The organism is Phreatobacter sp. (assembly GCF_052440005.1).
GTDB lineage: Bacteria > Pseudomonadota > Alphaproteobacteria > Rhizobiales > Phreatobacteraceae > Phreatobacter.
The window spans coordinates 1-13,725 of record NZ_JBQVQL010000107.1 but is presented as its reverse complement, the minus strand read 5'-3'; the positions used below and the strand labels follow the sequence as shown (position 1 = coordinate 13,725).

General features: G+C 70.9%; 15 protein-coding genes. 10 read left to right on the top strand and 5 right to left on the bottom strand.

The annotated features are described in order from the left end of the window. Positions 1–513 (top strand): FAD-dependent oxidoreductase (locus ACT6XY_RS19880; RefSeq protein ID WP_444750040.1); only part of this gene is annotated, 513 nt, incomplete at its 5' end. A gap of 3 nt (positions 514–516) precedes the next feature. Here the strand turns inward: ACT6XY_RS19880 and ACT6XY_RS19875 are convergent. Together ACT6XY_RS19875 and ACT6XY_RS19870 are read right to left on the bottom strand one after the other, a co-directional pair. After that, the gene (locus ACT6XY_RS19875) at positions 517–930 is read right to left on the bottom strand and encodes a hypothetical protein (RefSeq protein ID WP_444750039.1); all 414 of its coding nucleotides are present in this window, start codon (positions 928–930) and stop codon (positions 517–519) included. Next, on the bottom strand, positions 927–2,507 hold the full coding sequence (locus tag ACT6XY_RS19870; protein ID WP_444750038.1) for a GMC family oxidoreductase: 1,581 nt from the start codon (positions 2,505–2,507) through the stop codon (positions 927–929). The genes ACT6XY_RS19875 and ACT6XY_RS19870 overlap by 4 nt, the downstream gene beginning before the upstream one ends. Before the next feature lie 278 nt (positions 2,508–2,785). On the opposite strand from ACT6XY_RS19870, the gene ACT6XY_RS19865 reads away from it, so the two are divergent. Then, the gene (locus ACT6XY_RS19865; RefSeq protein ID WP_444750037.1) at positions 2,786–4,258 is read left to right on the top strand and encodes an amidase; all 1,473 of its coding nucleotides are present in this window, start codon (positions 2,786–2,788) and stop codon (positions 4,256–4,258) included. A 58-nt stretch (positions 4,259–4,316) separates the two neighbouring features. Further along, a complete protein-coding gene (locus tag ACT6XY_RS19860; RefSeq protein ID WP_444750036.1) occupies positions 4,317–4,532 on the top strand; it encodes a hypothetical protein in 216 nt (71 codons plus the stop codon). Positions 4,533–4,657: 125 nt separating this feature from the next. Here ACT6XY_RS19860 and ACT6XY_RS19855 read toward each other — a convergent pair whose 3' ends face one another. Beyond that, positions 4,658–5,002 carry a hypothetical protein gene (locus ACT6XY_RS19855; RefSeq protein WP_444750035.1) on the bottom strand — a complete coding sequence of 115 codons (345 nt, stop codon included), beginning with the start codon at positions 5,000–5,002 and terminating at the stop codon, positions 4,658–4,660. A 206-nt stretch (positions 5,003–5,208) separates the two neighbouring features. On the opposite strand from ACT6XY_RS19855, the gene ACT6XY_RS19850 reads away from it, so the two are divergent. Further along, positions 5,209–5,715 (top strand): YciE/YciF ferroxidase family protein, encoded by a 507-nt coding sequence (locus ACT6XY_RS19850; RefSeq protein ID WP_444750034.1) that lies wholly within the window; start codon positions 5,209–5,211, stop codon positions 5,713–5,715. A gap of 41 nt (positions 5,716–5,756) precedes the next feature. Here ACT6XY_RS19850 and ACT6XY_RS19845 read toward each other — a convergent pair whose 3' ends face one another. Then, a complete protein-coding gene (locus tag ACT6XY_RS19845; RefSeq protein ID WP_444750033.1) occupies positions 5,757–6,800 on the bottom strand; it encodes a PAS domain-containing protein in 1,044 nt (347 codons plus the stop codon). 169 nt (positions 6,801–6,969) lie between these two features. Here ACT6XY_RS19845 and ACT6XY_RS19840 point away from each other — a divergent pair, with 169 nt between their 5' ends. Then, a complete protein-coding gene (locus ACT6XY_RS19840; protein ID WP_444750032.1) occupies positions 6,970–7,461 on the top strand; it encodes a pyridoxamine 5'-phosphate oxidase family protein in 492 nt (163 codons plus the stop codon). 54 nt (positions 7,462–7,515) lie between these two features. Here the strand turns inward: ACT6XY_RS19840 and ACT6XY_RS19835 are convergent, their stop codons facing one another. Then, positions 7,516–7,737 (bottom strand): hypothetical protein, encoded by a 222-nt coding sequence (locus tag ACT6XY_RS19835; RefSeq protein WP_444750031.1) that lies wholly within the window; start codon positions 7,735–7,737, stop codon positions 7,516–7,518. Positions 7,738–8,082: 345 nt separating this feature from the next. On the opposite strand from ACT6XY_RS19835, the gene ACT6XY_RS19830 reads away from it, so the two are divergent. The 5 genes from ACT6XY_RS19830 to ACT6XY_RS19810 all read left to right on the top strand — a co-directional run. Continuing rightward, positions 8,083–8,688, top strand: coding sequence for an invasion associated locus B family protein (locus ACT6XY_RS19830; protein WP_444750030.1), 606 nt, complete (start codon positions 8,083–8,085; stop codon positions 8,686–8,688). Positions 8,689–8,715: 27 nt separating this feature from the next. After that, a complete protein-coding gene (locus tag ACT6XY_RS19825) occupies positions 8,716–9,216 on the top strand; it encodes an RNA polymerase sigma factor (RefSeq protein WP_444750029.1) in 501 nt (166 codons plus the stop codon). Positions 9,217–9,294: 78 nt separating this feature from the next. After that, positions 9,295–10,221, top strand: a complete 927-nt coding sequence (locus ACT6XY_RS19820) for a FecR family protein (RefSeq protein ID WP_444750028.1) — start codon at positions 9,295–9,297, stop codon at positions 10,219–10,221. A 113-nt stretch (positions 10,222–10,334) separates the two neighbouring features. Next, positions 10,335–12,899, top strand: a complete 2,565-nt coding sequence (locus tag ACT6XY_RS19815) for a TonB-dependent receptor domain-containing protein (RefSeq protein ID WP_444750027.1) — start codon at positions 10,335–10,337, stop codon at positions 12,897–12,899. Positions 12,900–13,057: 158 nt separating this feature from the next. After that, a partial coding sequence (locus tag ACT6XY_RS19810) for a MotA/TolQ/ExbB proton channel family protein (RefSeq protein ID WP_444750026.1) occupies positions 13,058–13,725 on the top strand: 668 nt, incomplete at its 3' end.

The window sequence follows — 13,725 nt, the reverse complement described above, 5'->3', positions numbered from 1 at the left end:
GCGCTCGCCCGCCGCCAGGTCGTGGTGCTCGAGCCCTGCCGCATCGCGGCGGTGGAGGCGGACGGCGCGCTGGACGGCGACGGGCGGCGGATCGCCGCCGACGTCGTGATCGTCTCCACCGCTGCCCGGGCGCCGGACTGGCTGGCGACGACGGGACTTGCGCGCGCCGATGACGGATCGGTGCTGACGGCGGATACGCTCGTGAGCCTTTCCGACCCCGCGATCTTCGCCGTCGGTGACTGCGCCGCGATCGAGGGCCAGCGGCGCGAGAAGGCCGGCGTCTTCGCCGTGCGGCAGGGGCCGCCGCTCATCGAGAACCTCAGGCGGCGGGTGCGCGGCGAGGCGCTACGCCCCTACCATGCCCAGAGGCACTACCTCGCCATCCTGTCGACGGGGGACGGCGGCGCCGTGGCCGGCCGCGGCCGCTGGCTCGCCCTCGAAGGACGCTGGGTCTGGCTGTGGAAGGACTGGCTCGACCGCAGCTTCATGGCCCGCTTCTCGGCGCGGGACTGAGGCTCAGCCCCGCCAGATCTGCCGCCGCGCCCTGACGCGTTCCAGCATCCCGTCCGCCTCGGCCTCGTCGCCGGGCGCCCCGACCGTGAAGCCCTGCGGCTGTGGCGGCCGGGAGACCCAGCCATAGGCTTCCACCACGGGGGCGCTGGCGTGATAGAGCGCGGAGACGGCGAGGACGAGGGCCTGGAAAGGCGCGGGCGCCGCCCGCTCGGCCTCGGCGAGGACATGCGCGCGCCGCGCCGCATCCGCCGCCGCGAAGGTCTCGCGCCCGCCGGCGGTGGCGGCAATCGCCTCCAGCACCCCGCCGTGGCGCCCCAGCACGGAGGCGACGTCGGGACCGGCGCGGCTCGCCGGCGGGATCGGCCCGAGGCCGGGGAAGAGCGTGTCGAGAACGGCCGCGTCGAAGGTCGGGGTCATGCGACGAGCCTCGCGAAATCGTCGGCGACCTTGGTCGCCAGCGCGCCGATGGTGGAGCCGGGATTGACCGCCGCCGAGGTGGTGAAGAGGCTGCCATCGGCGACGAGAAGCCCGCTGACGCCATGGACGCGGCCTTGGCCGTCGGTGACCGAGGTGGCCGGATCGGTTCCCATGCGCGCGGTGCCGAGAAGGTGCCAGCCGGTGAAGGGGGCGAGCGGCACGCGCACGGTCTCGACGGCTCCGGCGGCGCGCAGCATCTCCTCGGCGCGGTCGAGGCCGAAATCGAGCGCGCGGCGCGAATGGTCGGAGAGGCGATAGACGACCTTCACGCCGGGCAGGCCGTCCGGCGCCGTCTCGCCGGTGAGGCCGACGTGGTTCTCGTGCTCGGGCAGATCCTCGTTGACGACGAGGATGGCCATGGAGTGCCGGAACTCGCGCAGCAGGGCCGCATGGGCTTCCTGCCCCCAGGGCCGGGCCAGGCGGGCGGCCTGGACCGCCAGCGGGTTCTCGCGCGTCGCCTGCAGGTGGACGCCGCGCACGAAGCCGCGGGAGCGGTCGGTCTCGTAGAATTCGTGGCTGTAGATGGCGCAGCCGGTGGGCCCGACCGGGCCGTCGAGATCCTCGGCGAAGAAGCCGCGGACGTAGCCGGCGCCGTGATACATGAGGTTGCGCCCGAGCGCCGGCGAGGAGACGCCGGAGGCGAGCAGCAGGCGCGCGGTGCCGACGCCGTTTCCGGCGACCACCACCGTCTGAGCCGGCTGGAAGAGGTCGCCCTCCGCCGTGCGGTAGGTGACGCCGGTGACGCGGCCCGCCTCGATCTCGACCTGCAGAACCACCGCTCCCGTGCGCATCTCGACGCCGCGGGCCATGGCCTCGGGCCAGTGGGTCATGTCGGTGGAGGCCTTGGCGCCGGTGACGCATCCCTGCTGGCAGGGGCCGCAATGGTTGCAGGCGGGGCGGCCGGCATGCTCGCGGCTGTTGATGGCCGAATCGACCGGCCACCAGTGCCAGCCGAGACGGTCGAAACCGCGCGCCGCCGTCATGCCGAGCCGCCCGAGGGCGATGGGCGGCATGGGCCGGGCGGGCTTCGGCGGATAGGCGGGGTCACCGGGGAGGCCGGCGATGCCGAAGCGCGCGTCGTTCAGGTCGTAGAAGGGCTCGAGGTCCCGGTAGGTGAAGGGCCAGTCGTCGCCGACGCCGTCGAGGCTGCGGGTGCGGAAGTCGGAAGGGTGGAAGCGGGGGAAATGCGCCGCCCAGTTGATGGTGGAGCCGCCGACGCCGCTCCACATGAGCGGCTTGAAGTCGGACTGGCTGTCGTCGACGGCATAGTCGGCGGAGGGGGCGATGCCGCCCGCCGCGAGGCGCACGTTGGGCGATGTGGCGTAGGGGCCGAGGACGTCGCGCTGGAAGTCGGCGCGGAAGGCCGGCAGCGCCGCGCGGTCCACCCAGCCGCCGCGCTCCAGCACGACGACGGAGAGAGACGGGGCTTCCTCGACGAGGTGCCGGGTGAAGGCCGCGGCGCCGAGACCGGCTCCGACCACGACGACGTCGACAGGCTCGAGACGTTTGACGGGCAACAGGCTTCCTCCCCGGATTTTTTCGCCATCCTTCGGGCTCGCGGGCGGCAAGGCAAGGGGCCTGACGCCGGGGGAGCGGAAGCGGGGCCGGCGCCTCGTGGCGAGGGTCGGCGCTGTGGCGTCCTGAGCGACCGGAAACATGACGATACGGGCCCGGGCCGGCGGCAAAAGGCCATTCCCGCACGAAACGCATTGCGCCCATGCGGCCGGCGCGGTGGTCCTGCCGCCGCCGAGCGCCGATGCAGGGATCATCCCTCTCACGGACGAGAACGACCGACATGACACGCGCGATGAGCTGGAGCGAATGGGCCCGTCACGATGCGACGGCGCTCGCCGAGCGGGTGCGGGCCGGCGAGATCACGGCGGCCGAACTCGCGGCCCAGACGCGCGATGCGGTCGCCGCTCTCAACCCCGCGCTCGACGCTGTGGTGGAGATCTTCGACGACGTCGTCGCCGACCCGATGAAGGACGGCATGGACCCCGGCGGCGTCTTCGCCGGCGTGCCCTACCTGATGAAGGACCTCGGCCCGACGCTGAAGGGGCGCCTGCAGGAGATGGGCTCGCTGCTGATGCAGGGGAATGTGGCGGCCGCCGACAGCCACCTGACGGGCAAGATCCGCAAGGCCGGGCTCAACATCATCGGCCGCTCGACGACGCCCGAATTCGGCGTCTGCAGCTCGGCCGAGAACACGCTCTGCGTCACCCGCAACCCCTGGGACACGGACTACACGACCTGCGGCTCGTCGGCCGGCTCGGCGGCCATGGTGGCGGCCGGCGCCACACCGATCTCGCACGGCACCGACGGCGGCGGCTCCATCCGCATTCCTGCGGGCGTCAACGGCCTCGTCGGCCTGAAGCCCTCCCGCGGCGTCTTCTCCATCGCGCCGGGCGGATCGGACCTTTCGAGCGTCGTGTCGTCGCAGGGCTGCCTCAGCCGGAGCGTTCGCGACACCGCCGCCTTCGTCGATGCCTGCCGTGGCGGTGCGCCGGGCGAGTTCATGCCCTACTGGACGGCCGAGGAGCACTACACGGCGCTCATTCGCCGCGATCCGGCCAAGCTGCGCATCGCCATGTCGCACGAATGGGGGCCGTACCGCGCGAGCCCCGAGATCGTCGCCGAGCTGGAGCGGGCGGGACGTTTCCTCGAAGACCTCGGCCACCATGTCGAGTGGGCGCTGCCCGCCATCGACTTCGCCGCCGCCTATGAAGCGCAGACGACCTGCTACATCACCAACTTCGCCCAGACCATCGCCCTCCTCCTCGAACCGCGCGGCATGACCAAGCCGCCGGAGGACAAGGTCGAGCCGATGAACGTCAGGCTGTGGGCGGCGGGGATCGACGCGACCTATTCCGAGCGCACCCGCATGCAGCTCGCGTTCAACACGGCGTCCCGCGGCTTCGGCGCCTTCTTCGAAACGTGGGACCTCATCCTGACGCCGACCATGGCGAAGCCGACGCCGCCGATCGGCACGCGCGAGTATCTGACGGTCAGCGACAACCCCTCGGTCCATGACTGGTTCGCCAACCTCTGGGCGATCTTCGCCTACACCCCGCTCTCCAACCTCTGCGGCATCCCCGGCCTCTCCATTCCCTTCGGCCGCCTCGCCGGCGGCCTGCCGATGGGCATCCAGCTGCAGACGCGGCAGGGCGGCGACGGGCTGCTGCTGCAGGTGGCGGCGCAGGTGGAACGGGCGCTCGGGGGAGAGTGGAACGGCGGCGCCCTGCCGGCCCACCACGTCACAGCCCTCTGAGCGGAACGAAGGGCAGCCGCCGCGCGTTGCGCAGTCAGTGCAACACGAGGAGGCCTCCATGGCTGACGGCAAGACGATGAACCCCGGCGCGAGCGTCACGGATTTCGCCAGCGCGGCGCAGACGCAGCTCAAGGCCGCGGGCGTCGATACCGAGGTGATGGCGAACCGCGCCGGCGACCTGCAGAAGATGCTGCGCGACGAGATCACGTCGCGGCCCTTCCAGGCGCTCGCCATCGCCGCCTTCGTCGGTTTTCTCTACGGCATGCGCCGCTGACCGACGTCAGAGCGTTCACGCGACAGGGGCGGTCCTCCGGGGCCGCCCTTTTTGTTTCGGCAACCTGACGACGCGAAAAAGCCGCCGGGCGGGCCCGGCGGCTCGTCCGTGCGTGGACGGGTCGATCAGCTCTGGCGTTTGACGTTCGGCGCGGCGACGGGCTGGCTCGGCTGGGCGAGCCAGTAGCCGAGGGCGACGGCGGCGCCGACGATCACCAGCGGTGCGAGGACGGAGGGATGGCGGCCGACATGCCGCAGGGCCTGCTGACCGGCGACGGCCGCGGCGTGGGGGTTGATCCCCATGCGGTCGAGGCTGCGCGCGGCGGAGCGGATGTGGTCCGGCGCCGATTCCATCGCCGCCTGGACATGGCTCCCCTCACGCCCGATGCGGCGCGCGAGGGAGGACAGCTGTTCCATGGCCTCGTCGGCGAAGCGCTGGGTGGGTGAACGGTTGTCGAAGAACGAGAACATGCGGGAAGCCTCCATTGGTCATGGCAACAACCAGCGGGCGCGCGCGCGGTTCCGCCCGCGGGGTGCGGCGGCGCGGCTCCCCGCCGATTGCCTAGGAACGACCCGCCCTGCGTGACGTTGGCTGCATACGGCATTCCGCCGCGGCGCGATCCGGCTGCCCGAGCACCGACGACCGCTGATCCCGACATTGCGAGGAGCTACGACACATGGCCAAGGAAAAGACCCTGGACGACCTGTTCCTGGATACCCTCAAGGACATCTACTACGCCGAGCGCAAGATCCTGAAGACGCTGCCGAAGATGCAGCGGGCGGCGCAGTCCGACAAGCTCAAGGAAGCCTTCGGCAAGCATCGCGACGAGACCGAGGGCCAGATCGAGCGCCTGCAGCAGGTCTTCGAGCTTCTCGGCAAGCCGGCCCGCGGCAAGACCTGCGACGCCATCGAGGGCATCGTCGCCGAGGGCGAGGAGATCATGGACGAGTTCAAAGGCACCGCCGCTCTCGACGCCGGCCTGATCTCGTCGGCGCAGGCGGTGGAGCACTACGAGATGACCCGCTACGGCACGCTGAAGCGCTGGGCCGAGGAACTCGGCATGAAGGAAGCTGCCGACCTCTTCGCCCAGACCCTCGCGGAGGAGGAGAAGACCGACGCGGACCTGACGAAGCTGGCGGATGCCGGCGTCAACGAGCGCGCCAAGGGCAAGAAGGCCGCCTGACGGGAAGCCGGGCCGCTGCGGCGGCCCGGCCTTCCGCCGCTTCAGCGCGCCAGGTGCTCGTTCATGATGGCGAGGCGGGCGTCGAGGCCGGTCGGCAGCCAGGTGAGTTCCAGCGCCGTGCGGAACTGCGCCGCCAGGACCTTCTGGATGAGGTCGGTGCCGAAGCCGGCATGGCCCGGCTGGCCGCTGAGCATGCGGCCGGCCATCTCGTGCCACACGATGACATAGCCGTCGGTGCCCCGCATCAGGGTGACGGTGAGCCGCCCTGCCGGGTTCGACAGGGCGCCGTACTTGACCGCGTTGGTGGCGAGTTCGTGGACGACGAGGGCGATGGTGGTCGCAGCGCGCGGTCCGATCTGCACGCTCTCGCCCTCGCAGACCACGGTGTCGGCATTGCCGTTGCGATAGGCCGCCAGAAGCGAGCGCAGGAAGGCGAGGAGATCGACGTTCTCGGCCCGCGCCATGCCGCCGGGGGCGACGAACTGGGTTGCCTGGGCGAGGGCCGTCACCCGGTCGGCCACCTCCCGCGCGAAGGCGAGGTGTTCGGGCTTGCTGCGGGCCGAGAGCATGATCAGGCCCTGGACCACGGCGAAGACGTTCTTGATGCGGTGCGCGAGTTCGCGGGCGAGGAGTTCCTTCTCCTCCTCCGCCACCCGGCGCGCCGTCACGTCGATATGGGCGCCGACGAGACGGAGCGGCGAGCCATCCGGCGCCCGTTCGATCTCCGCCTTGGCCAGGATCCAGCGCGTCGCGCCGTCACAGGGGCGGATGATGCGATACTCCGCCACGTACTCCATGTCGCTTCCGGCGACAGTGGCGCGGAAATGGTCCACCACCCGCTGGCGATCCTCGGGATGGATGCGGGCAACCCAGGCCTCGTGGCTCTCGTTGGTGTGGTTGGGCGGAAGGCCATGCAGCCTGAGATATTCGGGCGATCGGCGGTTGCGGAACATGCCGCCGGTCAGGTCGACCTCGAGGCCGCCGACCTGGCCGATCCGCTGGACCCGCGCAAGTTCGGCCTCGCGACGCCGCAGCCGTTCGGCGATGTCCTCGTCGTGGGCGACCGGCAGGATGGTCTCGAGCATGGAGTTCCTTCGCGCAACACGCGGGTGGACCTCGGGTAACGCCGCGAGCGCCGGCTCGTTCCTTTGATCACGGAGAAAAAGGCGAAAGCGGGCCGGAGCAGGCAAGGCGGGAACCTTCGGCGCTTCCGGCGCTTCCCACCCTACCGTCTGGCCAGAAGAGGAGTTGCCGATGTCCCATACCAATGCCCGCCCGCAGGATGTCTACGAGCTGATCGAGGCTGTCCGCATCGGCATGCTCGTCACGGTCCGCGAGGACTCGGAGGGCATGCGCGCGCGCCCGATGGCCGCCCACGTCAAGGCGGAGGAGGGCGCGATCTATTTCCTCACCGACGTCGAGGGGCGCAAGGACGACGAGGTGCAGCAGGACCACCACGTCTGCCTCGCCTTCTCCGATCCGAAGAGCGAGCGCTACGCCTCGGTCTCCGGCCGTGCGACCGTGTCCAATGATCGCGCGAGGATCCGCGAGCTGTTCTCCATGGCCGCCAAGGCCTGGTGGGACAGCCCGGACGATCCGTCGATCCGTCTGGTGCGCGTGACCCCGACCGAGGCCGAGATCTGGAAGGGTCCGGGCCGTATCGTGTCGATGATAAAGATGGCGACGGCCGCAGCGACCGGCGGGCGTCCCGACCTCGGCGAGAACGCCAAGGTGAAGATGGGCTGAACCTAAGAAAAAGGGGCCGCGACGGTGTCGCGGCCCCTTCCGTCCGTGATGCGCTCAGGGGAGCGCGGGCATGGGAATGGGCGGCCCGCGGCCGTCCCCCTCCCGGTCGCCGGGCAGGATCGCGTCCGGCTCGTCCGCAGGACGCGGCTCGGGAAGAACGACGTCGTGATCGATCTGGACATGCCGGTTCGGCAGCCGGACCGGACCGCCGTCGACCGCCGGCGTGGCGGGACCCTTGGTGCCGTCTGGATGGGTGTCGGGCAGATCGGTGGGCATGATCGCGCCTCCATGGTTTCAGGTGGGCTGCAGGTCCGCCGCGGACTTCTGCGGCGGCACCCGGTCTCTCCCGGCGCCGGGGGACGGCGGGATCCGAAATTTTTCGGGCTGGCTCGGCGAACCCGGCCCTGGAGAGGAAACCACCGACGGGCCCCACCGTTCCCCCCCTGTCGGCGGATCGTGGGTGCACTCCGGCCCCGTCGCAGCCGGCAGGGACGACCGCAGAGTGGCGCCCCGTTCTTTAGATTCGGTCTAAAACATTGTAATTGCGAGGAAATATCGGACGCCGTATGAGAGCTGCCGCGGTCTGCCCGTGACCGCACGACAGCCTGACAGGATTCCCCCATGCGGCGCGCTGGCCTCTTCTTCCGCTCTGCCCTCCTCCTCCTGACCGCGATCCTGCCGGCGTCGCCGCTCTCCGCCCAGCAGGCCGCGCCCCTGACGCGCCCGGCGACGCCCCTTCCGGCCGGAACCAGCGTGGCGCCGCCCGCCGCTCCTCTCTTCCCCAACGGCGCCAGCAGCATCGTCGAGACCTTCGGCGACTGGACGGTGGACTGCCGGGCGACCGAAGGCCGCAAGGTCTGCCTGCTGGCGCAGTCGCAAGGCGACACCCGCTCGGGTCAGCGGGTCTTCGCCATCGAACTCAGGGCGCCGCGCGAGGGCCGGAGCGACGGGACGATCCTGATGCCCTTCGGCCTGAAGCTGGAGAACGGCGCCATTCTCAAACTGGACGACAAGGACCTCGGGCAGGGCGTCAGGTTCTCCACCTGCGTCCCGGCGGGCTGCCTGCTGCCGGTTTCCTTCCCGAAGGTCGCGACCGACGCCATGACGTCGGCGACCAGGCTCACGGTCGCCGCCCTCAGCCTGTCCTCCGGCGAGGCCGTCACCTTCAACGTGACGCTCACCGGGTTCCCGGCGGCCCTGGCGCGCGCCGCCCAGCTGTCCGACTGAGCCGGCGCGCGCGACGGGGGCCGAGCGATGCTGGACATCAGGCAACTCTTCATGCGGCACGCGCGGGAGATCCAGCGCTATCTGAGACGGCGCGGCCACAGCCACGACGCCGCCGCCGACCTGACGCAGGACACCTTCGTGCGCGCGCTGACCCTCGCCCCCGGCGAGGACTACGCCAATCCGCGCGCCTATCTCCACATGATCGCGCGCAACCTGTCGGTCGACCTCCGGCGGCGGGAACGGACTGTTCCCTTCGTCACCGGCTGCGACGAGCACATGATGGCCGTCGCCGATTCCGCGCCGACGCCAGAGGTGGTGGTCTACGACCGCCAGCGGCTCGCCATCGTCGAGGCGGCCATCGCGGAACTCCCGGACAGGACGCGGCGGGCCTTCGAGCTTCACCGGCTGGCAGAGATGACCATCGCCGAGGTCGGCCAGGAGATCGGGCTGTCGACGACGCGGACCTGGGTGCTGGTGCGCAACGCCTACCGGCACCTGCGCCGGCGCCTCAACGAGACCGCGGTCTGAGGCCGGGTGAATGTTGAGACCTGCCGTTCGTCATAGGCCCATGGCCCCGCGGATGGGTCGCGACAAGGCGGGAAACGGATGACGGCTGACACGACGCCGGAGGACGTGCTCTTCGAGGAGGCGCTCGACATCGTCATCCGGCTGCAGAACGCGCCGGCCAATCCGGTCACGCTCGATCTCATCCGCCACTGGCGCGCCCGCAGCCCCGCCCACGATGCGGCCTGGCGGGAGGCGGCGGAGCTGCACGGCATGGCAGGACAGGTGCTGAACGACCAGTCCTCATCCCTCAACGGCGAGGGCGGAGCGTCGCGGCGGGCGATCCTCGGCGGCATGGCCGGCCTGGTGGTGGCCACCGGAGCGGCGCTGCACGGGCCGGGCGCCTGGCTGCGCCTCACCGCCGACCGCATGACGGCGGCGGCGGAGGTGACGCGCTTCCAGATGCCCGACGGCACGTCCGTCACCCTGGGGCCTGCCAGCGCGATCCGGCTGGCGGCGGGCGGGGGCCGGCTCGACCTTCTGGACGGCGCCGTCTGCTGCGATCGCGCCGGGGCGCCGGGGCGCCCCTTCGAGGCCGCCGTCGGCGATCTCGTGGTGCGCGGCGGCAACGCGATGTTCAGCCTTTCGCGTGAGTCGGGCATCGTTTCGGTCGGCGCAGAGCGCGGGGCCCTCGCCGCCGGCGCAGAACGGCTTGCGGCCGGCGACTGGCTGCGCCTCGACGAGCGGTCGGGGCGCGTCGAGCGCGGCAGGCTCCTGCCCGGACAGTTCGCCGCCTGGCGCAGCGGCCAGTTGCTGGCCGAGGACGAGACGGTGGCGGCGGTGGTCGCCCATATCCGAAGATGGCACACGGGCCGCATCATCCTCGCGGGGTCCGAGCTCGGGCAGCGGCGGATCAGTGGCGTCTTCGACCTGCGCAGCCCCCTCGCCGCGCTCGAGGCCGTGGTCCATCCCTTCGACGGCCGCGTTCGGCATGTCTCCGCATGGCTGACCGTGGTTTCGACCCTCTGATTTTTTTCGCGCGTCTTGAGAAAAACGCGCCGCCCCACCCGTCTCACCCTCGGGGGTCGCTAGCCGCAGCCAATCGATCGCCACATCCCACAATCTGTCTGGAGTGGTCGGCCATGAGGCTGCGCAACGCATTGGTCATCGGTGGAAGACGGGGCAGGGGCGCGCTCGCCCTCATGATGATGACGACGACGGCCATCGGCCTCGCCACGCCGGCGGCGGTGCGACCGGCCGCCGCCCAGGAGGCGCGGCAGATCGCCTTCAGCATTCCGGCAGGGTCGCTGTCGGCGGCGCTCGCCGCCTTCGGCCGGCAGTCGGGCCTGCAGGTGACCTATGTGCCCGCCGTGGTGGCGGGCAAGCGCTCGCCCGGCCTTTCCGGTGCGATGACCGCGAGCGTCGCCCTCGCCCGCCTCCTCCAGGGCAGCGGGCTGACCCATCGCTTCGCCGGCGCGACGACGGTCACGGTGCAGGTGGCCGGCGCTGCCGCGGCGGCGGGAGCGGCGCCGGAGGGCGCCATCGCGCTCGACACGATCGACGTGTCCGGCGCGCGCAGCGCCGCCGCCGACGAGCCCTACCGGACGCCGGGCACCAGCGCCTTCATCAGCGGCGAGACGATCCAGCGGTTCCGCGGCACGTCGAGCGGCGAGATCTTCGATTCGACGCCGGGCGTCATCGCCGGCAGCAGCCGCAACGGCGCGGCCATGGACGTCAACATCCGCGGCATGCAGGGCATGAACCGCGTCGCCACCGCCATCGACGGCGCGGAGCAGTCGACCTCGACCTATCGCGGCTATTACGGCGTCGACAACCGCGTCTATGTCGATCCGGACCTCCTGTCGGGGGTCGCGATCAACAAGGGCCCGGGCGGCGGCACCGCCGGCCCGACTGCCATCGGCGGCTCGGTCTATATGGAGACGCTGAACGCCAGCGACATCCTGCGGCCCGGACGCAGCTACGGCGTGCAGCTGAAGGGCAGCCTCGGCACCAATGCGCTCGATCCGCTGAACGGCCTCCTGTCCTCCACCAGCCGCGTGCTCCCCGGCCAGACCACCGGCCGCACCGACGGCGGCGGCATCGGCGGCACGCGCTCGGTCAGTCTCGCCGCGGCCTACCAGCAGGAGAATTTCGAGCTGGTCGGCGCCATCGCACGCCGGCAGTCCGGCAACTATTTTGCCGGCTCCAATGGTCCGCGCACCTACAACACCACCTCCGGGGCGGTGGCGCTATCGCCCGCCGGGCCGGGGCAGGAGGTGCTGAACACCTCCGAGAACGCCCTCACCCTGCTGCTCAAGGGAACGGTCAGGTTCGGCGACGGCCACCAGCTGCGCCTCAGCTACATCCGCCACACCAACGAGTACGGCGAGATCATGCCGAATACGATTCGTAGCGGCTATCGCCAGCTGCCGCTGAGCGAGATCGAGACCAACACGCTCAGTGCCCGCTACAACTGGAAGCCCACCGGCAACGACCTGATCGACCTGTCGCTGAACTCCTCCTACGTCTCGATCAACGAAAACTCGCTGCAGTCGGACAGCATCCAGGTGATCCAGCGGCCGACACGCTCGGTCAATGTCGGGCTGTCCGGCTCCAACACCTCCCGCTTCGCCACCCCGCTCGGCGGCCTCGCCGTGACCTACGGCGGCACCTATGCCCGCGAGGCCGTCGCGCCGCGGCTCCCCAGCACGAACGGCAGCTACATCCCGATGTCCGGCGTCCGCGACCAGTGGAGCGCCTTCGGCAAGGCCGAGCTCTCGCCGCTATCCTGGGTGAAGGTCCACGCGGGCGTGCAGTACATGCGCTTCTCGGTGGACGACACCAGCAGCTATGCCGGCACGACGCTGCGCCCCGCCTCGACCGGCTATCGCGGCGATGCGGTGAGCCCGAACGCCGGCATCACGCTGACGCCGATGGAGGGCGTACAGCTCTTCGCCCGCTACGCCAACGGCTATCGCCCGCCGAGCATCCGGGAATCGACCTGGAACTCCTCGGGCTTCCTGTTCAATCCCAACCTGCGGCCGGAGCGTGCCTCGACCTGGGAGATCGGCGCCAACTATCTGCGCAGCGACCTCTGGCAGCCGGGCGACAAGCTGCGGGTGAAGCTCGCCTATTTCGACAATTTCTACCGCGACTATCTCGGCCGGGCCTATGGGCGGGTCGGCACGACCTGGAACTACGCCTACCAGGTGGTCAACATCGACAAGGTGGTCATGAAGGGCATCGAGCTCTCCGGCGGCTACGACGCCCGGCGCTACTTCGTCGACCTCGCCCTGAACTACTACACCAATTACGCCTATTGCCGGGTCGGCGTGCCCTGCACCGACGCGCCCTACCAGACCGACTACATGATCAACCAGGCGCCGCCGCGCTTCACGATCACGACGACGCTCGGCGCCCGCTTCTTCGACGAGGCGCTGACAGTGGGCGCGCGGCATCGCTACGTCAGCGGCAGCGTCGCGGGCGTCGGCGGCCTCGACCCGAACGACTTCAGTGCGGGCACGCAGATCCCCTGGCCGGCCTTCCACGTGGTGGACCTCTTCGCCGAGTGGAAGATCGACCAGCACATGTCGCTGACGGTCAACATCAACAACCTGTTCGACCGCTACTACCTCGATCCGCTGTCCAACGCGAACCTGCCGGCCCCCGGCCGCAGCGCCCGCGCCGCGCTGACGGCGAGGTTCTGAGCGGCCGGAGACACTCCGGCCCATCCCTTCGCCTCGAACACGATCGCAAGCCCCGAGGCGACCTCCTAGCCAGCCAGCCCCCGACACGGGGGCAAGCCAGCCACCCTTTTTCTCCCGCGCCGCCGCCGGGCGGCGGCCCCTCCCCAAGGACGTGGCCCATGCGAGACCGGCTCCTCATCCTCGGCCTGACGGTGGCTCTTCTCTGCGCGGCGGCCGCCGGCGCCCTCGCGCAGGGCATGCCCGCGGCCGACGCCCCGCAGACCGGCAGCGCGGGTCCGGTCGCCGCAGCCCCGGCGCCCGCATCCACGCCGGACGGCACGACCGCGCAGGCCGCAACTCCCCCCTCGGCGCCGGCCTCCACCCCATCCGCCGCCCTTCCGCACGACCTGTCCCCCTGGGGCATGTTCATGGCCGCCGACGTGGTGGTGAAGGCCGTGATGGTGGGGCTCGCCTTCGCCTCGGTATTGACCTGGACGATCTGGCTGGTGAAGGCGCTGGAGCTGTTCCGTGCCCGGCGGCGGGCCGTCTTCGCCACCCGTCTGCTGCGCGAGGCGGCGGATCTCGCCAGCGCCGCGGCCATGGTCGCCGCCCACCGCACCCGGCGCGGCGCGGTCGCGGACCTCGTGCGCGCCGCCATGGTCGAGGACGCCCGCTCGGCGGACCTCCCGGCGGAGGGAACGAAGGAGCGCGTCGCCATCGCCCTGTCGCGGATCGAGGCGCACGCCGGGCGCGAGGCGGCACGCGGCACGGGCCTCCTCGCCACGATCGGCTCCACCGCCCCCTTCGTCGGCCTGTTCGGCACGGTCTGGGGGATCATGAATTCCTT